This is a genomic window from Streptomyces prunicolor (assembly GCF_045162825.1).
Taxonomy (GTDB): domain Bacteria; phylum Actinomycetota; class Actinomycetes; order Streptomycetales; family Streptomycetaceae; genus Streptomyces; species Streptomyces prunicolor.
Genome location: NZ_CP108676.1, coordinates 2583250 through 2602172, shown reverse-complemented (window position 1 = coordinate 2602172; position 18923 = coordinate 2583250). Strand labels below are relative to the sequence as shown.

Annotated in this window: 17 protein-coding genes; 11 read left to right on the top strand and 6 right to left on the bottom strand. The window is 69.3% G+C overall.

The window, feature by feature from the left end; genetic code table 11:
* Positions 1-63: 63 nt before the first annotated feature.
* The 7 genes from gap to pgi all read left to right on the top strand — a co-directional run bounded on the left by gap (position 64) and on the right by pgi (position 7349).
* Positions 64-1074 (top strand): type I glyceraldehyde-3-phosphate dehydrogenase, encoded by a 1011-nt coding sequence (gap, locus tag OG588_RS11710; protein ID WP_019060508.1) that lies wholly within the window; start codon positions 64-66, stop codon positions 1072-1074.
* Between the two features lie 155 nt (positions 1075-1229).
* The gene (locus OG588_RS11705; RefSeq protein ID WP_405947217.1) at positions 1230-2441 is read left to right on the top strand and encodes a phosphoglycerate kinase; all 1212 of its coding nucleotides are present in this window, start codon (positions 1230-1232) and stop codon (positions 2439-2441) included.
* 41 nt (positions 2442-2482) lie between these two features.
* Complete coding sequence (gene tpiA / locus OG588_RS11700) at positions 2483-3238, top strand: triose-phosphate isomerase (protein ID WP_328686541.1); 756 nt, start codon at positions 2483-2485, stop codon at positions 3236-3238.
* Positions 3239-3463: 225 nt separating this feature from the next.
* Positions 3464-3697 carry a preprotein translocase subunit SecG gene (secG, locus tag OG588_RS11695; RefSeq protein WP_106437029.1) on the top strand — a complete coding sequence of 78 codons (234 nt, stop codon included), beginning with the start codon at positions 3464-3466 and terminating at the stop codon, positions 3695-3697.
* 207 nt (positions 3698-3904) lie between these two features.
* Positions 3905-4240 carry an RNA polymerase-binding protein RbpA gene (locus OG588_RS11690; RefSeq protein WP_200689387.1) on the top strand — a complete coding sequence of 112 codons (336 nt, stop codon included), beginning with the start codon at positions 3905-3907 and terminating at the stop codon, positions 4238-4240.
* 133 nt (positions 4241-4373) lie between these two features.
* A complete protein-coding gene (locus OG588_RS11685; protein ID WP_405947216.1) occupies positions 4374-5642 on the top strand; it encodes an MFS transporter in 1269 nt (422 codons plus the stop codon).
* Positions 5643-5696: 54 nt separating this feature from the next.
* Positions 5697-7349 carry a glucose-6-phosphate isomerase gene (pgi, locus tag OG588_RS11680; protein ID WP_405947215.1) on the top strand — a complete coding sequence of 551 codons (1653 nt, stop codon included), beginning with the start codon at positions 5697-5699 and terminating at the stop codon, positions 7347-7349.
* A 78-nt stretch (positions 7350-7427) separates the two neighbouring features.
* On the opposite strand, the gene pgl is transcribed toward pgi, so the two are convergent.
* Genes pgl through tkt form a run of 5 tightly spaced genes read right to left on the bottom strand, consistent with a single transcriptional unit; the run spans position 7428 to position 14087 of the window.
* Positions 7428-8210 carry a 6-phosphogluconolactonase gene (gene pgl, locus OG588_RS11675; RefSeq protein WP_329247416.1) on the bottom strand — a complete coding sequence of 261 codons (783 nt, stop codon included), beginning with the start codon at positions 8208-8210 and terminating at the stop codon, positions 7428-7430.
* Positions 8207-9307: a glucose-6-phosphate dehydrogenase assembly protein OpcA gene (gene opcA, locus OG588_RS11670; protein WP_405947214.1), complete on the bottom strand. Its 1101-nt coding sequence runs from the start codon at positions 9305-9307 to the stop codon at positions 8207-8209. Before opcA ends, pgl begins: the two co-directional genes overlap by 4 nt.
* Positions 9304-10842 (bottom strand): glucose-6-phosphate dehydrogenase, encoded by a 1539-nt coding sequence (zwf, locus tag OG588_RS11665; protein ID WP_366091811.1) that lies wholly within the window; start codon positions 10840-10842, stop codon positions 9304-9306. Before zwf ends, opcA begins: the two co-directional genes overlap by 4 nt.
* 4 nt (positions 10843-10846) lie before the next feature.
* Complete coding sequence (gene tal / locus OG588_RS11660) at positions 10847-11965, bottom strand: transaldolase (RefSeq protein WP_366091810.1); 1119 nt, start codon at positions 11963-11965, stop codon at positions 10847-10849.
* 34 nt (positions 11966-11999) lie between these two features.
* Positions 12000-14087 (bottom strand): transketolase, encoded by a 2088-nt coding sequence (gene tkt / locus OG588_RS11655; protein WP_405947213.1) that lies wholly within the window; start codon positions 14085-14087, stop codon positions 12000-12002.
* Between the two features lie 367 nt (positions 14088-14454).
* Here tkt and OG588_RS11650 point away from each other — a divergent pair, with 367 nt between their 5' ends.
* The 4 genes from OG588_RS11650 to OG588_RS11635 all read left to right on the top strand — a co-directional run bounded on the left by OG588_RS11650 (position 14455) and on the right by OG588_RS11635 (position 17867).
* Positions 14455-15408: a heme o synthase gene (locus OG588_RS11650; RefSeq protein ID WP_366092112.1), complete on the top strand. Its 954-nt coding sequence runs from the start codon at positions 14455-14457 to the stop codon at positions 15406-15408.
* Positions 15409-15463: 55 nt separating this feature from the next.
* Positions 15464-15796 carry a hypothetical protein gene (locus OG588_RS11645; protein WP_405947212.1) on the top strand — a complete coding sequence of 111 codons (333 nt, stop codon included), beginning with the start codon at positions 15464-15466 and terminating at the stop codon, positions 15794-15796.
* A gap of 196 nt (positions 15797-15992) precedes the next feature.
* A complete protein-coding gene (locus OG588_RS11640; protein ID WP_405947211.1) occupies positions 15993-17099 on the top strand; it encodes an amidohydrolase family protein in 1107 nt (368 codons plus the stop codon).
* 18 nt (positions 17100-17117) lie between these two features.
* Positions 17118-17867: a nucleotidyltransferase domain-containing protein gene (locus OG588_RS11635; RefSeq protein WP_405947210.1), complete on the top strand. Its 750-nt coding sequence runs from the start codon at positions 17118-17120 to the stop codon at positions 17865-17867.
* Between the two features lie 22 nt (positions 17868-17889).
* Here the strand turns inward: OG588_RS11635 and OG588_RS11630 are convergent, their stop codons facing one another.
* Positions 17890-18900, bottom strand: coding sequence for a heme A synthase (locus OG588_RS11630; protein WP_398849493.1), 1011 nt, complete (start codon positions 18898-18900; stop codon positions 17890-17892).
* Between the last annotated feature and the right edge of the window lie 23 nt (positions 18901-18923).

Here is an 18923-nt window from a genome sequence, read left to right as displayed (position 1 = left end):
GGTCGGGGACATCCCATACAACTCGCCGGCACTGAGCCGGCGTACCAACGAGGAGATCGGTTCGTGACGATCCGCGTAGGCATCAACGGCTTTGGCCGCATCGGTCGTAACTACTTCCGCGCGCTGCTGAAGCAGGGTGCTGACATCGAGATCGTGGCTGTCAACGACCTGGGTGACACCGCGACCACCGCTCACCTGCTCAAGTACGACACCATCCTGGGCCGCCTCCAGGCCGAGGTGTCGCACACCGCCGACACGATCACCGTCGACGGGCACACGATCAAGGTGCTGTCCGAGCGCAACCCCGCCGACATCCCGTGGGGCGAGCTGGGCGTCGACATCGTCATCGAGTCGACCGGCATCTTCACGAAGAAGGCCGACGCCGAGAAGCACATCGCCGGCGGCGCCAAGAAGGTCCTCATCTCGGCTCCGGCCAAGGACGAGGACATCACGATCGTGATGGGCGTCAACCAGGACAAGTACGACGCGGCCAACCACCACGTCATCTCGAACGCCTCCTGCACCACCAACTGTGTGGCGCCGATGGCCAAGGTTCTCGACGAGAACTTCGGCATCGTCAAGGGCCTGATGACGACGGTCCACGCTTACACGAACGACCAGCGCATCCTGGACTTCCCGCACTCGGACCTGCGCCGCGCGCGTGCCGCCGCCGAGAACATCATCCCGACCACGACCGGTGCCGCCAAGGCCACCGCCCTGGTCCTCCCGCAGCTCAAGGGCAAGCTGGACGGCATCGCGATGCGCGTCCCGGTCCCGACCGGCTCGGCCACCGACCTGGTCGTGACGCTCCAGCGCGAGGTCACCAAGGACGAGGTCAACGCCGCGTTCAAGAAGGCCTCCGAGGACGGCGACCTCAAGGGCTACCTGACGTACACCGAGGACCCGATCGTCTCCTCGGACATCGTCGGCGACCAGGCCTCCTGCACCTTCGACTCCCTCCTGACGATGGTTCAGGAAGGCAACACGGTGAAGATCCTCGGCTGGTACGACAACGAGTGGGGCTACTCCAACCGCCTCGTCGACCTCACGGTCTTCGTCGGCGGCCAGCTCTAACTCCCGGAGCAGGCAACTCGATGTGAGTCAGGGCTCGGGCAGCGCACGCCGCGCTGCCCGAGCCCTTGCTACGTAGTGTCCGAGCCTTAGGCCTTCACTACGTAGTGATCGATCAGCCCTCTCGGATCTGAAGAGCCCTCCCTAGGAGTCCCTTAATGAAGACGATCGACGAACTTCTCGCCGAAGGCGTGGAAGGCAAGCGGGTCTTCGTCCGCGCCGACCTGAACGTCCCGCTGGCCGACGGCCTCATCACCGACGACGGCCGCATCCGCGCCGTACTGCCCACGATCAAGGCCCTCGTCGAGGCGGGCGCCAAGGTGATCGTGGCCTCGCACCTGGGCCGCCCCAAGGGCGCCCCGGACCCGGCCTTCTCCCTCCTCCAGCCCGCCGAGCGCCTGGCCGAACTCCTGGGCGCGCCGGTCGCGTTCGCCCAGGACACCGTCGGCCCCGCCGCGCACGACGCGGTGCGCGGCCTCGAACCCGGCCAGGTCGCGGTCATCGAGAACCTGCGCTTCAACGCGGGCGAGACCGCCAAGGACGACGTCGAGCGCGGCGAGTTCGCCGACCAGCTCGCCGCCCTGGCGGACATCTACGTAGGCGACGGTTTCGGCGCCGTGCACCGCAAGCACGCCTCCGTGTACGACCTCCCGGCCCGCCTGCCGCACTACGCCGGATACCTCATCGCCACCGAGGTCGGCGTCCTGAAGAAGCTCACCGAGGACGTCAAGCGCCCCTACGTGGTCGCCCTCGGCGGCTCCAAGGTCTCCGACAAGCTCGCCGTCATCGACCAGCTGCTCGGCAAGGCCGACCGCATCCTCATCGGCGGCGGCATGGCCTTCACCTTCCTCAAGGCCAAGGGCTACGAGATCGGCGCCTCCCTGGTCCAGGACGACCAGCTGCCCGCCGTCACCGAGTACGTCGAACGCGCCGAGAAGAACGGCGTCGAGCTGGTCGTCCCGGTCGACGTCGTGACCTCGGCCGGGTTCCCGGACTTGAAGACGAAGGCCCCGTCCAACCCCACTGTCGTCGCCGCGGACGCCATCCCCGCCGACCAGATGGGCCTCGACATCGGTCCCGAGACCGGTGCCCTGTACGCCTCGAAGCTCGCCGACGCGGCCACCATCTTCTGGAACGGTCCGATGGGCGTCTTCGAGCACCCCGACTACGCCGAGGGCACCAAGGCGGTCGCCCAGGCCCTTCTCGACTCCCCGGCCTTCACGGTCGTCGGCGGTGGCGACTCCGCCGCGGCCGTCCGCATCCTGGGCTTCGACGAGACCGCATTCGGCCACATCTCGACCGGCGGCGGCGCCTCCCTCGAATACCTCGAGGGCAAGACGCTCCCCGGCCTCGCCGCACTGGAGGACTGACCTTAATGGCTCCATCTATTTCCTCTGGGCGCACGCCGATCATGGCGGGCAACTGGAAGATGAACCTCAACCACCTCGAGGCCATCGCCCACGTCCAGAAGCTCGCCTTCGCCCTCGCGGACAAGGACTACGAGGCCGTCGAGGTCGCCGTCCTGCCGCCCTTCACCGACCTGCGCTCCGTGCAGACCCTGGTCGACGGCGACAAGCTCAAGATCAAGTACGGCGCCCAGGACATCTCGGCGCACGACTCCGGCGCCTACACCGGCGAGATCTCCGGTGCGATGCTGGCCAAGCTCAAGTGCACGTACGTGGCGATCGGCCACTCCGAGCGCCGCCAGTACCACGCGGAGACCGACGAGATCGTCAACGCCAAGGTGAAGGCCGCCTACAAGCACGGCCTGACCCCGATCCTCTGCGTCGGCGAGGAGCTGGAGGTGCGCGAGGCGGCCAACCACGTCCCGCACACCCTGGCCCAGGTCGAGGGCGGCCTCAAGGACGTCCCGGCCGAGCAGGCCGAGTCCGTCGTCATCGCCTACGAGCCCGTCTGGGCCATCGGCACCGGCAAGGTCTGCGGCGCCGGTGACGCCCAGGAGGTCTGCCAGGCCATCCGCGGCAAGCTCGCCGAGCTGTACTCGCAGGAGCTGGCCGACCAGGTCCGCATCCAGTACGGCGGCTCCGTCAAGTCCGGCAACGTCGCCGAGATCATGGCGCAGCCCGACGTCGACGGTGCCCTGGTCGGCGGTGCCTCACTGGACGCGGACGAGTTCGTCAAGATCGCGCGCTTCCGCGACCAGTGAGTCCGGCAGCGAGACGCAGGGGCGCGGCCGGTGTCGAGAGGACGAGCGCGCGGAGGCCCGAAGGGCTGAGCACGGTCGGCCTCTCGACACCGGCTTGAGCGCCCCGGAGGCGAACCGACAAGCCGCGTGTAGGCGGTAGCCGCGATCCGTCGTACTCTTGCGGGGGCATAGCGCCAGCCGCTATGCCCCTGTCGTTCATCCGAATCCGAGGAAGTTGGTCCAGCCGTGGTTTTGGGGTTCTCGATCGCCCTGATCGTCTTCAGCCTGCTGCTGATGCTGCTGGTGCTGATGCACAAGGGGAAGGGCGGCGGTCTCTCCGACATGTTCGGTGGCGGCATGGCGTCGTCCGTCGGCGGCTCTTCGGTCGCCGAGCGCAACCTGGACCGCATCACCGTGGTGCTCGGTGTGCTCTGGTTCGCCTGCATCGTCGTGCTCGGCCTGCTGATGAAGACGGGCTGACCGCACGTTCCTTCGCACATTCCGTACGTAAGGCCCCATGTTCGGTACGCGCAGCTGAGCGCGGCCTATCATGGGGCTTGCGTCTAGGTGTAGGGGCTGTAACTCCAACCACTGGACGCGCGTTGGGCCTTACGTAGACTGAGGCGCTCGCAACGGAGCGAAAACGCCGACTCGCTTCGCGGCACCATCACGCAGGGAGTTACGACCGTGGCAAGTGGCAACGCGATCCGAGGAAGCCGGGTCGGGGCGGGGCCGATGGGCGAGGCCGAGCGCGGCGAGTCCGCGCCCCGGCTGCGCATCGTCTTCTGGTGCTCCAACGGACACGAGACACAGCCCAGCTTCGCCAGCGACGCGCAGGTTCCCGACACTTGGGACTGCCCGCGCTGCGGCTTCCCGGCCGGACAGGACCGGGACAACCCGCCGGCCCCGCCGCGCACCGAGCCCTACAAGACGCACCTCGCGTATGTACGGGAGCGGCGCAGCGACGCGGACGGCGAGGCGATCCTCGCCGAGGCGCTCGCCAAACTGCGGGGAGAAATCTAGGAGTTGAACCGGCCGGACGCCCACAGGGTGTCCGGCCGGAGCTGTTTCGCAGGCCGGTGGCCGACCCGCCTCCGGACCGATTGTCAGTGGTGCCCTCTACGGTTTGTGAAGTGACGAATCGTGAGGGGGAGCTGTGACGACGGTCGAGGTGACGGGTACTCATGTACCCGCGTGGCGTGGGGGGTTCGGGCGGCTGTGGAGTGCCGCCGTGATCTCCCGGTTCGGGGACGCGCTGCGTACGGCCGCGCTGCCGCTGCTCGCCGTGCGGCTCACCGACGATCCACTCGTCATCGCCTCCGTCACCGCCTGTGGATACCTCCCCTGGCTGCTCTTCGGGCTCCTCGGCGGCGCCGTCGCGGACCGGGTCGACCAGCGGCGCGCGATGTGGGCCGTGGATCTGGTAAGAGGCCTGCTCGTCGCGTGCTTCGCGCTCGCCGTCGGACTCGGCCACGCCTCGATCCCGCTGCTGCTCGCCCTCGCCTTCTGTCTGACCACGCTCCAGACCCTCTTCGACAACGCGTCCACGGCTCTGCTGCCGTCCCTGGTGGACCGCGAGGCGTTGGGCAGCGCCAACGCCCGGCTGATGACCGGGCAGCAGCTCGCGGGCGGTCTGCTGGCCGGTCCGCTCGTGCCACTGCTGCTGACGGCCGGGGCCTTCATGCCGTTCGCGGCCGACGCGAGCACCTATCTCCTGGCCGCCGCCCTCGTGGCCTCCCTGCGCACCCGCCCGCCCGAGCGGGAGCCGCGCCCGGCCGGCAGCACCCTCAGGACGGAGATAGCGGAAGGCCTGCGCGCCCTGTGGGGCGACCGGGCCCTGCGCGCGGTGTGCGTGGCCACCCTGCTGTGCAACATCGGCATGGGCGCCCTGATCGCCACACTGGTCCTGCACGTGACCCGCTGGCTGCACGCGGGCAACGCCGGATACGCGGCCGCGATGACGGCGTACGCCATGGGCAGCTTCTCCGGGGGCTTCCTCGCCCAGCGGATCGCGCGCCGCACCGGGCGGGTCCGGGCGCTGCTGCTGGCCGGGAGCGTCCAGACGGCGTCGCTGCTGCTCATGGGGACCGTCCGCCACCTGGCCGCCCTGATCGCGGGCATGCTGCTGCTCGGCGCGATGAACATGGTGTGGAACGTCAACCAGGTCACCCTGATGCAGCAGCGCAGCCCCGCCGCCATGGTCGGCCGTATCGCCTCCGCGTTCCGCACGTCCTCGACGTCGGGCGCCCCGCTCGGCGCCCTGCTCGGCGGAGTCGTGGCGGGGACCTACGGACTGAACGGCCCCGCACTGCTCGCGGCAGCCCTCTTCGGGCTGGCCGTCGCCTCGTTGATACCCGGGGTCAAGCAGGACGTACCTGTTGTTGCCCCGCAGGACGACGGGACGACCGCTCGCGCCACGGGCTGATCAATTAGGTTGGAACCGGCCCCCAGGTCGGTAGGAAAGAAGGCTGAAGTCGCAATGAACGCAGACGGCCGTACCAGGCTCAACCAGACGCCCGAGTGGACCGCCTTGGCCAAGCACCGTGAGGAGCTCGGCGAGGTGCGGCTGCGGGAGCTGTTCGCCGCCGATCCCGGTCGCGGCACCGGCTACACGCTCCGGGTCGGTGACCTGCACCTCGACTACTCGAAGCATCTCGTCACCGACGAGACCCTGCGGCTGCTGCACGCGCTGGCCGCCGCCACGGACGTGTTCGGGCTGCGGGACGCGATGTTCCGCGGCGAGAAGATCAACGTCACCGAGGACCGCGCGGTCCTGCACACCGCGCTGCGCGCCCCGCGTGACGCGGTGATCGAGGTCGACGGCGAGAACGTGGTGCCCCAGGTCCACGCCGTGCTCGACAAGATGGCCGGCTTCGCGGACCGCGTCCGCTCCGGCGAGTGGACCGGACACACCGGCAAGCGCATCAAGAACATCGTCAACATCGGCATCGGCGGCTCCGACCTCGGTCCCGCGATGGCGTACGAGGTGCTGCGGAGCTTCACCGACCGCGATCTGACGGTCCGATTCGTGTCGAACGTGGACGGAGCCGATCTGCACGAGGCGACCCGGGACCTCGACCCGGCGGAGACGCTGTTCATCATCGCGTCCAAGACCTTCACCACGATCGAGACGATCACCAACGCGACCTCGGCCCGCGACTGGCTGCTCACGGAGCTGAAGGCCGGTCAGGACGCTGTAGCGAAGCACTTCGTGGCGCTGTCGACGAACGCCGGCAAGGTGAGCGAGTTCGGCATCGACACGGCCAACATGTTCGAGTTCTGGGACTGGGTCGGCGGACGGTACTCGTACGACTCGGCGATCGGGCTGTCGCTGATGATCGCCATCGGGCCGGACCGTTTCCGCGAGATGCTCGACGGTTTCCACCTCGTCGACGAGCACTTCCGTACCGCGCCCGCCGAGTCCAACGTGCCTTTGCTGCTGGGCCTGTTGGGTGTCTGGTACGGCAACTTCCATGACGCCCAGTCACATGCCGTGCTGCCGTACAGCCACTACCTCTCCAAGTTCACCGCGTATCTGCAGCAGTTGGACATGGAGTCGAACGGCAAGTACGTGGGCCGGGACGGCCAGGAGGTCGACTGGCAGACCGGGCCGGTGGTGTGGGGCACGCCCGGGACCAATGGACAGCACGCGTACTACCAACTCATCCACCAGGGCACGAAGTTGATCCCGGCGGACTTCATCGGCTTCGCCGAGCCGGTGGCCGAACTGAGCGACGGGCTCAAGGCGCAGCACGACCTGCTGATGGCCAACTTCTTCGCGCAGACACAGGCGTTGGCGTTCGGCAAGACACCGGACGAGGTGCGGGCGGAGGGGGTGTCCGAGGAGCTGGTGCCGCACAAGACGTTCAAGGGCAACCACCCCACGACGACGATCCTGGCCCGCGAGTTGACCCCGTCGGTCCTCGGTCAGCTCATCGCGCTCTACGAGCACAAGGTGTTCGTGCAGGGCGCGGTCTGGAACATCGACTCCTTCGACCAGTGGGGCGTCGAGCTGGGCAAGGTCCTCGCCAAGCGCGTCGAACCCGCCCTGAGCGAGGGCGCGGACGTACCCGGCCTGGACGCGTCGACGACGGCCCTGGTCGCCAAGTACCGCGAGCTGCGCGGGCGTTGAGACGCCGAAGAGCCCGTACGGCCGAGGCCGTACGGGCTCTTCAACAGGTCGCCGGCCTCGCCGGTGCAGCAGCCGGTGTCAGGCCGAAGCGGGCGGGTACAGCGCGCGGGGCAGCTGGGAGGCCGCCGCCGCGTCCAGCAGCCACAGGGTGCGGGCGCGGCCCTGCGCACCGGCCGCCGGTGCCTGGATCTCGCCCGCGCCGGACAGGGCGATGGCCGCGGCCTCCGCCTTGTCCTCGCCGGCCGCGAGCAGCCACACCTCGCGGGCGGAGCGGATCGCCGGCAGGGTCAGCGTGACCCGGGTCGGCGGCGGCTTGGGTGCGCCGTGTACGCCGACGACCGTGCGCTCGGTCTCCCGTACGGCGGGCAACTCCGGGAAGAGCGACGCCACATGGGTGTCCGGGCCGACGCCCAGCATGAGGACGTCGAAGGTCGGGACGGAGCCGTGGTTCTCGGGACCGGCGGACCGGGCGAGTTCCTCGGCGTAGCCTGCCGCCGCAGCTTCGACGTCGTTGCCGTAGAGGCCGTCGGACGCGGGCATGGCGTGCACGCGCTTCGGGTCCAGCGGCACCGCGTCGAGCAGCGCCTCGCGGGCCTGGGTGACATTGCGCTCCGGGTCGCCCTCGGGGAGGAACCGCTCGTCGCCCCACCACAGGTCGAGGCGGCCCCAGTCGATGGCGTCCCGGGCGGGCTGTCCCGCCAGAGCTGCCAGCAGACCGTTGCCGTTGCGACCGCCGGTGAGCACGATCGAGGCGTAGCCGCGCGAGGCCTGCGCGTCCACGATCTTCGTGATCAGGCGGGCCGCGGCGGCCTGGGCCATCAGTTCCTTGTCGCGGTGGACGACGAGTTGGGGAGTGCTCACTGCGGATCAGCCTTCTTCACCGGGGGCATCTTCGCGGGGGTGGGCCGGTCCGAGGCGCCGCTCTCCGAGGAGGCCGGCTGTACACCGGTCGCCGCCGGTTCCGTCACCGCGCGCACCGGCAGCGCCGGCACCGGCTGAGCAGCCGCTTCCGCCCGCTCCGCCGCCGACTGGATACCGCCTAGCCGGTCCACGCCGAACCTCAGCGCGGACGCGTAGGTGTCGTCCGGGTCGAGCCTGCGCAGCTCTTCAGCGAGGAGTTCGGAGGTCTCGCGGCGCTTGAGCGCCACCGCGCGGTCCGGCTGGCCGGGCAGGGCCAGGGTGGCCATCGCCCCGTCCGACCGGTGCAGCGTGATGGGCCCACCGGTCGTCTCCAGGCGCACCTGGGTCAGACCGGGACCCGCGGAGACCGCCCGCCGTACGTGCACGTGGAGGCGGTCGGCGAGCCACATCGCGAGCAGTTCGACGCTCGGGTTGGACTCCTCGCCCGCCACCTCGACGGAGACGATCTCGCAGTCGACCTGGTCGAGCGCGGCGGCCAGCATCGAACGCCACGGGGTGATCCGGGCCCAGGCCAGGTCGGTGTCGCCCGGCTCGTAGCTCTCGGCGCGGGACCGCAGCTCGTCGACGGGCTTCTCCGCCGCGTAGCTGTCGGTGACCCGGCGCTGGCTCAGGGCGCCCAGCGGGTCGTTCGCCGGGTCGCGCGGCGCGTCCACCGACCACCAGACCACCACCGGCGCGTCCGGCAGCAGCAGCGGCAGCACCACGGACTGGGCGTGGTCGGAGACCTCGCCGTAGAGCCGCAGGACGACCGTCTCGCCGCTGCCCGCGTCCGTGCCCACCCGGACCTCGGCGTCGAGGCGGGACTGGGTGCGGTCCCGGGGGGAGCGCGAGACGCGCTTGATGACCACGAGCGTGCGCGAGGGGTGCTCGCGGGACGCGTCGTTGGCGGCCTTCAGCGCGTCGTAGGCGTTCTCCTCGTCCGTGACGACGACGAGGGTGAGCACCATGCCGACGGCCGGGGTGCCGATGGCGCGGCGGGCTTTCACCAGCCCCTTGTTGATCTTGCTGGCAGTGGTGTCGGTGAGGTCTATTTTCATGGCCGACGCCAGCTCCGTCCCTCTCGTGCGAGCATTTCGTCCGCCTCGACCGGACCCCACGTCCCGGACTGGTACTGCGCGGGCTTGCCGTGCTTGTCCCAGTACTGCTCGATCGGGTCGAGGATCTTCCAGGACAGCTCGACCTCCTCCGTGCGCGGGAAGAGGTTCGAGTCGCCGAGCAGGACGTCGAGGATCAGCCGCTCGTACGCCTCCGGGCTGGACTCCGTGAACGACTCGCCGTAGGCGAAGTCCATGGAGACGTCCCGGATCTCCATCGAGGTGCCGGGCACCTTGGAGCCGAAGCGGACCGTGACACCCTCGTCGGGCTGGACGCGGAAGACGATCGCGTTCTGGCCCAGCTCCTCCGTCGCCGTCTGGTCGAAGGGGGAGTGCGGGGCGCGCTGGAAGACCACCGCGATCTCGGTGACGCGCCGGCCAAGACGCTTGCCGGTGCGCAGGTAGAAGGGGACGCCCGCCCAGCGGCGGTTGTCGACCTCGACCTTGATGGCGGCGTAGGTGTCGGTCTTCGACTGGGGGTCGATACCGTCTTCCTGGAGGTAGCCGACGGCCTTCTCACCGCCCTGCCAGCCCTCCGCGTACTGCCCGCGGACCGTGTTCCTGCCCAGGTCCTTCGGCAGCCGTACCGCGCCGAGCACCTTCTCCTTCTCGGCGGCCAGCGCGTCGGCGGAGAAGGAGGACGGCTCCTCCATCGCGGTCAGCGCCATCAGCTGGAGCAGGTGGTTCTGGATGACGTCACGGGCGGCGCCGATGCCGTCGTAGTAGCCGGCCCGGCCGCCGATGCCGATGTCCTCGGCCATGGTGATCTGCACGTGGTCCACGAAGGACCGGTTCCAGATCGGCTCGAACATCGTGTTGGCGAAGCGGAGCGCCAGGATGTTCTGGACGGTCTCCTTGCCGAGGTAGTGGTCGATGCGGAAGACCTGGTCCGCGGCGAAGACCTCGTGCACGACCTTGTTGAGGTCCTCGGCCGACTTGAGATCGTGGCCGAAGGGCTTCTCGATGACCGCGCGGCGCCAGGAACCCTTCTCCTGGTCGGCGAGACCGTGCTTCTTCAGCTGCTGGATGACGACCGGGAAGGAACGCGGCGGCACCGACAGATAGAAGGCGAAGTTGCCGCCCGTGCCCTGCGCCTTGTCCAGTTCGTCGATCGTGTCGCGCAGCCGCTCGAACGCGTCGTCGTCGTCGAAGGTGCCCTGGACGAAGCGCATCCCCTGGACGAGCTGCTGCCAGACCTCCTCACGGAACGGCGTACGGGAGTGCTCCTTGACCGCGTCGTGGACCTCCTGTGCGAAGTCCTCGTGGGCCCACTCGCGCCGGGCGAAGCCGACGAGCGAGAAGCCCGGCGGCAGCAGACCGCGGTTGGCGAGGTCGTACACGGCGGGCATCAGCTTTTTGCGTGACAAATCGCCTGTGACGCCGAAGATGACCAGGCCCGACGGCCCCGCGATACGCGGGAGCCGTCGGTCGGCGGGGTCACGAAGCGGATTCGCTCCGGAACCGGAATGAGGAGCCAAGGTCTCAGCCCTCCGAAGGGGCGAGGCGCGCAAGCTCCGCCTCGGTCGACTTGAGCAGATCGGTCCAGGCCGCCTCGAACTTCTCGACGCCCTCGTCCTCCAGCAGCTGCACGACCTCGTCGTAAGAGATCCCGAGCGCCTCGACCGCGGCGATCTCGGCGCGGGACTGCTCGTACGTGCCGGAGATGGTGTTGCCGGTGATCTGGCCGTGGTCGTCGGTGGCCTCAAGAGTGGCCTCCGGCATGGTGTTCACCGTGTTCGGCGCCACCAGGTCGTCCACGTACAGGGTGTCCTTGTACGCCTTGTCCTTGACGCCGGTCGAGGCCCACAGCGGACGCTGCTTGTTGGCCTGCGCCTTGTCGAGGGCGGCCCAGCGCGGCGTGGCGAAGACCTCTTCGTACGCCTCGTAGGCGAGCCGCGCGTTGGCGAGACCGGCCTTGCCGCGGGCGGCCTTGGCCTCGTCGGTGCCCAGCGCGTCGATCCGCTTGTCGATCTCGGTGTCCACGCGGGACACGAAGAAGGACGCCACGGAGTGGATCTTCGAGAGGTCCAGGCCGCGTTCCTTGGCCTTCTCCAGGCCGGCGATGAACGCGTCCATGACCTCGCGGTAGCGCGCCAGCGAGAAGATCAGCGTCACGTTGACGCTGATGCCGAGGCCGATGACCTCGGTGATCGCCGGCAGACCCGCCCGGGTGGCCGGGATCTTGATCAGGGTGTTCGGGCGGTCCACCAGCCACGCGAGCTGCTTGGCCTCGGCGATGGTCGCCGCCGTGTTGTGCGCCAGGCGCGGGTCGACCTCGATGGAGACCCGGCCGTCCTGGCCGCCGCTCGTGTCGTAGACCGGACGCAGGATGTCGGCGGCGTCACGGACGTCCGCCGTCGTGATCATGCGGATGGCTTCCTCGACGGTCACCTTGCGGGCGGCGAGGTCGGTGAGCTGCTGCTCGTAACCGTCGCCCGACGAGATGGCCTTCTGGAAGATCGACGGGTTGGTGGTGACGCCCACGACGTGCTGCTGGTCGATCAGTTCGGCGAGGTTGCCGGACGTGATCCGCTTGCGCGACAGGTCGTCCAGCCAGATCGCGACGCCTTCTTCAGAGAGGCGCTTGAGTGCGTCTGTCATGGAAAATGCATCTCCTACGTGTCGTTTGTCAGCGTCAGCTCTGGGCGGCGGCGATGGATTCCCGGGCCTTGTCGGCCACGTTCTCGGCAGTGAAGCCGAACTCCTGGAAGAGCACCTTGCCGTCGGCGGAAGCCCCGAAGTGCTCCAGGGAAACGATGCGACCGGCGTCCCCGACGAACCGGTACCAGGTCAGACCGATCCCGGCCTCGACCGCGACCCGCGCCTTGACGGACGGCGGCAGCACGCTGTCCCGGTACCCCTGGTCCTGCGCGTCGAACCACTCCACACAGGGCATGGACACGACCCGCGTCGGAACCCCGGAGGCCTCCAGCTGCTCGCGCGCCTCGACGGCCACGTGCACCTCGGAACCGGTACCGATGAGGATCACCTCGGGCGTACCCGTGGACGCCTCGAACAGCACGTAGCCGCCCTTGGCAGTGTCCTCGTTGGCGTCGTACGTCGGCACACCCTGACGCGTCAGCGCGAAACCGTGCGGAGCGCCCTCGCCGTACACCTTGGTGTAGCGGCGCAGGACCTCGCGCCAGGCGATGGCCGTCTCGTTGGCGTCGGCCGGGCGGACCACGTTCAGGCCCGGGATGGCGCGCAGCGACGCGAGGTGCTCGACCGGCTGGTGGGTCGGGCCGTCCTCGCCGAGACCGACGGAGTCGTGCGTCCATACGTACGTCACCGGCAGGTGCATCAGCGCCGACAGTCGTACGGCGTTGCGCATGTAGTCGGAGAAGACGAGGAACGTACCGCCGTAGGCACGCGTGTTGCCGTGCAGCGTGATGCCGTTCAGCTCCGCGCCCATGGAGTGCTCGCGGATGCCGAAGTGGATCGTGCGGCCGTACGGGTTCGCCTCCGGCAGCGGGTTGTCCGCCGGGAGGAACGACGAGGTCTTGTCGATCGTCGTGTTGTTCGAACCCGCGAGGTCGGCCGAGCCGCCCCACAGCTCCGGGATGACCGCGCCGAGCGCCTGGAGCACCTTGCCGGACGCGGCACGGGTGGCGACGGACTTGCCCGTCTCGAAGGCGGGAAGCTGCTCTTCCCAGCCGGTCGGCAGCTCGCCCGCGCGGATGCGGTCGTACTCGGCCGCCCGCTCCGGGTTGTTGGTGCGCCACTCCTGGTACGACGGGTCCCACGCGGCCTTCGCCTCGCGGCCCCGGTCCAGCGCCTGGCGGGTGTGCTTGAGGACGTCGTCGGAGACGTCGAAGGACTTCTCCGGGTCGAAGCCGAGGACACGCTTGGTGGCCGCGACCTCGTCGGCGCCGAGCGCCGAGCCGTGCGCGGCCTCGGTGTTCTGCGCGTGCGGCGCGGGCCAGGCGATGATCGAGCGCATCGCGATGAACGACGGCTTGTTCGTCACCTTCTTCGCGGCCTCGATGGCGTTGTAGATGGCGTGCGGGTCCAGGTCGCCGTCCGGCTTCGGGGCGACGCGCTGGACGTGCCAGCCGTAGGCCTCGTAGCGCTTGACCGTGTCCTCGGAGACCGCGGTCTCGGTGTCGCCCTCAATGGAGATGTGGTTGTCGTCCCACAGGAGGACGAGGTTGCCGAGCTCCTGGTGGCCCGCCATGGAGGACGCCTCCGCGGAGATGCCCTCCTGGAGGCAGCCGTCACCGGCGATCGCGTAGATGAAGTGGTCGAACGGGGACTCGCCCTGCGGGGCGTCCGGGTCGAACAGACCGCGCTCGTAGCGGGCGGCCATGGCCATGCCCACCGCGTTGGCGACACCCTGGCCCAGCGGACCGGTCGTCGTCTCCACGCCGGTGGTGTGCCCGTACTCGGGGTGGCCCGGAGTCTTCGAGCCCCACGTACGGAACGCTTCGAGGTCGGCCAGCTCCAGGCCGAAACCGGCCAGGTAGAGCTGCGTGTAGAGGGTCAGGGACGAGTGGCCGGCGGACAGCACGAACCGGTCGCGTCCGACCCAGTCGGCGTCGGCGGGGTCGTGGCGCATCACCTTCTGGAAGAGGGTGTACGCGGCCGGGGCCAGGCTCATCGCCGTACCGGGATGGCCGTTACCGACCTTCTGTACGGCATCGGCGGCCAGGACGCGGGCGGTGTCCACCGCCCGCTGGTCCAACTCGGTCCACTCGAGGTCTGTGGTGGTCGGCTTGGTGCTCACCCTGGGTCAGGGCTCCTCTCCACATGTCACGCATGTCGAATGCCGGTGCACGCGGCGCCCACCGGCCGTTGTCGAGCCTACCCCCGTAAGAACGTGCATTTTTTCGAGTCATTCCAGACTGCCGGGACTCTCGCGGATCCGCCTCCCGACTGGTCCGTTACTGGTCCGTTTCGCATTCGGCAACTGAATACGGAGGTGCTCGTTCGAGTGCTCAACAGAGTGCCGATCAGCTCTTCCGGGGGTGCCCCCCAACACGACCCCACCCCCGCGAATGTCCGGGTCTGGGCAACGTCTACAGTGGCGTGGTACGCGCGAGCCGTTACGGGGAGTTCACACCCGAAGGCTTGCTGGGATGTCTCTGTCAGGGGTGTGCGTGACGGCCGTTGAATCCCGTCCAGCGGGGATTGTCGGGGCGAGCCAGAGCCCGAGCCGGCGGCCGATCGGGGCCCGGATCATGGCGTTCGTGGCGCTGACGAAGCCGCGGATCATCGAGCTGCTGCTGATCACCACCGTTCCGGTGATGTTCCTGGCCCAGCAGGGTGTGCCGGACCTCAAGCTGGTCCTCCTCACCTGTATCGGCGGCTACCTGTCCGCCGGTGGCGCCAACGCGCTCAACATGTACATCGACCGCGACATCGACGCGCTCATGGACCGCACCTCGCAGCGCCCCCTGGTCACCGGCATGGTCAGCCCCCGCGAATGCCTCGCCTTCGGCATCTCGCTCGGCGTCATCTCGACCCTGATGTTCGGCCTGACCGTCAACTGGCTGTCCGCCTGGCTCGCGCTCGGCGCACTCCTCTTCTACGTCGTCGTCTACACGATGATCCTCAAACGCCGTACCTCGCAGAACATCGTGTGGGGCGGCATCGCCGGCTGCCTCCCGGTGCTCATCGGCTGGTCGGCCGTCACGGACTCCATGTCGTGGGCGCCGATCATCCTCTTCGGGGTGATGTTCCTCTGGACGCCGCCGCACTACTGGCCGCTGTCCATGAAGGTCCGCGACGACTACGCGCGCGTGGGCGTTCCGATGCTCCCGGTCGTCGCCTCGAACAAGGTCGTCGCCCGCCAGATCGTCATCTACAGCTGGGCGATGGTCGGTATCTCCCTCCTTCTCCCTCTGCTCGGCTACACGGGCTGGTTCTACACGACGGTCGCGCTCCTGGCCGGCGGCTTCTGGCTCTGGGAGGCCCACGGCCTGCAGAACCGCGCCAAGGCCGAGGTGACCGGCGGCAAGCTCAAGGAGATGCGGCTGTTCCACTGGTCGATCACCTATGTGTCGATCCTGTTCGTGTCGATCGCGGTGGACCCCTTCCTGAGGTAGGAGTCACTCACCCCGCCCGTCGCCGTTCGATCTACTGGTCGGTAGCATCCTGGCCATGGCAGAAACGCAGCAGGTTGACGCGAAGGCCGAGCGCCAGGTGGCCCGCCTCGCCCAGCAGATCGGCACCTTCTCCAAGGCACATGGCGGCGCCGAGGCCCAGGTCGCGTACATCGGGGAACGCGGCGCCCGCATCGTCCTCGTCGGCGAGGACGGCGGCTGGGGCGACCTGGTGGCCACGACGTACGAGATCGCCCAGCAGGCGGTCGAGAAGTCCGGGATCACCGCCCACGAGGCCTTCGACGGCGAGTTCGCGGCAAAGGTGAAGACGGGCCCGTACGAGTGGACGCGCATGGCGGGAATCCAGGTAGGCGGCCCCAGCAACAGCTGAACAGGGCCCGCTGGACGCGCCCCAAAGGGGCGCGGGGAACGGCGCGACCAGCCACAACGGACCTCGGGCCGCTGATGAACCCGTACCCCCTCCCCATGGCGCCCCCTCACACGGGGTGCGCGCGAGCAACACCTGACACCCCGTTCACCCGTTAGGCCCCGTACAAGCGACGCAGTCACCGCCACGGGGAGTCCGGATGATCGAAACGCCGTCCCTCGTGGACCAGTACTGCCACGGCGTACTGAGAACGGAGTTGGGCCTCGGCACCTTCGAGGCCCAACTGGCCCGCACCGAGGGCCCACCCGCAGCCGGCACCACCCTCTTCGACACCCAGACCGGCTTCGCCGTACGACGCTGGTGCCCACCCCTCCTCGGCCTGGAGCCGCACTGCCCGCCCGCCCGCTATCTCGCCCGGCGCCGTGAACTCGGCGTACTGGAAGCGGGCCGCAGGCTGCTGCGCGGCAGTGGTATCACGACGTACCTGATCGACACGGGCCTGCCCGGCGACCTCACGGGCCCCGCCGAGATGGCGACGGCGGGCCAGGCGGACGCACGGGAGATCGTCCGCCTCGAACTCCTCGCCGAACAGGTCGCCGACACCTCCGGCACCGTCGAGTCCTTCCTCGCCAACCTCGCCGAGTCGGTGCACGGCGCAGCGGGCAGCGCGGTGGCCTTCACCTCCGTGGCGGGCGTACGGCACGGTCTCGCGCTCGCGCCCGAACCACCCGGCCCCGGCGAGGTACGGGGTGCGGCGGGCCGTTGGCTGGCCGGGCGCCGCGTCGGCGGGACGCTCAGCGACCCGGTGCTGCTACGGCACCTGCTGTGGATCGCCGTAGCATCCGGGCTGCCCCTCCAACTGCACGCCGGATTAGGCGAACCGGGCGTCCGCATCGACCGTACCGACCCCGTCCTGCTCACCGACTTCGTGCGGGCGACGGCCGGCCTCGGCACGGACCTGGTGTTGCTGCACAGCTACCCGTACCACCGCCACGCGGCCCATCTCGCGGGTGTCTTCCCGCACGTCTACGCCGACTCCGGCGCCGCCCTCGTCCGCACCGGTGCCCGCGCGGCGACCGTGCTCGCCGAGATCCTGGAGCTGGCGCCCTTCGGCAAGATCCTCTTCTCCAGCGGGGCCCACGGACTGCCCGAACTGCACGTCGTGGGCGCCCGGTTGTTCCGCGAGGCGCTCGGGCGGGTGCTCGGCAACTGGGTCGCCGAAGGGGCCTGGTCGCTGGTGGACGCGCAACGCGTCGCGGGACTGATCGCGGTCGGCAACGCAAAGAGGGTGTACGGACTGGAGTGAGCTGTACAGACTGGGCCAATGCCGACCGACGCGTTGCTCACCCGCTTCCTGAACGAACTGGCCCCGCTGGAACCCGTTGCCGTGTGGGCCCACGGTTCGCTCGCCGGGGGCGACTACCAGGAGGGCCGCAGCGACCTGGACCTGATAGCCATCCTGGACCATCCCCTCAAGCCGAGCACCGCCCGCCAACTCGTCGCCCTGCACCGAGGGCTGCGCACCGACCCCCTCGCCGGCCACCTGCACTGCAGCTACCTCGCGCCCGGCACCCAGGACGCCCCGAACCAGCGCCACCTCACCTGGGCCCACGACCACGTCACCCGCCGACCCGTCACCGCCGTCACCCGACGTGAACTGCACGACTTCGGGCGGGTGTTGCAGGGCGGCTCACCGAAGGACCTGCTGCCGGAGGTGACGGACCAGGAGCTGGCCGAGTTCGTCGTACGGGACCAGCGGGATTACTGGCGACCGGCCGTGGACAAGCCGGAGGTCTGGCTCCAGGACATCTGGGTCGACGTGGGCCTGACCACCTTCGCCCGCGCGACCGTCACCCGCCGGGACGGCCGCCTGATCACCAAGCGCGAGGCCCTCGACCTGCTGCCCGCGCTCGGCGCTCCGATGGAGGTCGTGGAGGACGTCGTACGGCGGCGTTACGACGATACGGTCCCGTCCGCCGCCTCCGTAGAGGGCGATTGGCTCCGCCGCAGGGCGGAGCTGACCCGGGCCTATCTGGGCCCGGCGATCGACGAGTTGGTCACCCGCTACGGGTGAGCCGTTTATTGCAGGTGAGGCTTCACGCGCGCGTGGGCACCGACTGCTCCGCCGAAGGACCCGGCAGATCCGCGAGTACGTCGGGCCGCTCGCGCAGCGACAGCAGCACCCGCAGCACCCCGATCCACACCAGGCACGAGCCGAACATGTGGAGGGCGACCAGGGCCTCGGGGAGGTTCGTGAAGTACTGGACGTAACCGATGACGCCCTGGGAGAGCAGGATCAGGAACAGGTCGCGGGTGCGGTCCAGGGGGCCCTTGGGGGCGTCGACCGCCTTGAGGACGAACCACAGGGCGAACGTCAGCGTGACCACGATCCAGGCGAGCACCGCGTGCAGCTTGGCGACCGTCTCCCAGTCGATCGGGATCCGGTCGACCTCCTTGGAGTCACCCGCGTGCGGGCCCGCGCCGGTGACCACCGTGCCGACCGCGATCAGCAGCACGGAGGCGGTGACCAGGAACCACACCAGCTGCTGCACGGCCTTGCCGACCAGCGGCTTGGCCTCGCCGTCGCCCTCCCGGCTGCGCTGCCACATCAGTGTGGCGACCGCGATCAGCGCCGAGGAGAGCAGGAAGTGGGCCGCGACCGTGTACGGGTTGAGGCCGACGAGGACCACGATCCCGCCGAGGATCGCGTTGCTCATCACGATCCAGAACTGCGCCCAGCCCAGCCGGGTGAGGGTACGGCGGTACGGCTTCTCCGAGCGCGCCGCGATGATCGCCCAGCCGACGGCCGCGCACAGCACGTACGTCAGCATCCGGTTGCCGAACTCGATGGCACCGTGGAAGCCCATCGCGCTGGTCGTGGTGAGCGAGTCGTCCGTGCACTTGGGCCAGGTCGGGCAGCCGAGCCCGGATCCCGTCAGCCGCACGGCACCGCCGGTGACCACGATGACCACCGACATGACGAGCGCGGCGAGAGCCGCCCGCTGAACGGTCCGGGGATCCGGGGTCCAGCGTGCGGCGATGAAGGCGAGGGGGTTGCGCGCGGCGGCTACGACGTCGGCGTGGGTCACTTTGGGCACGGGGACCATCGTAGGGCGCCGCTTGTGCACGC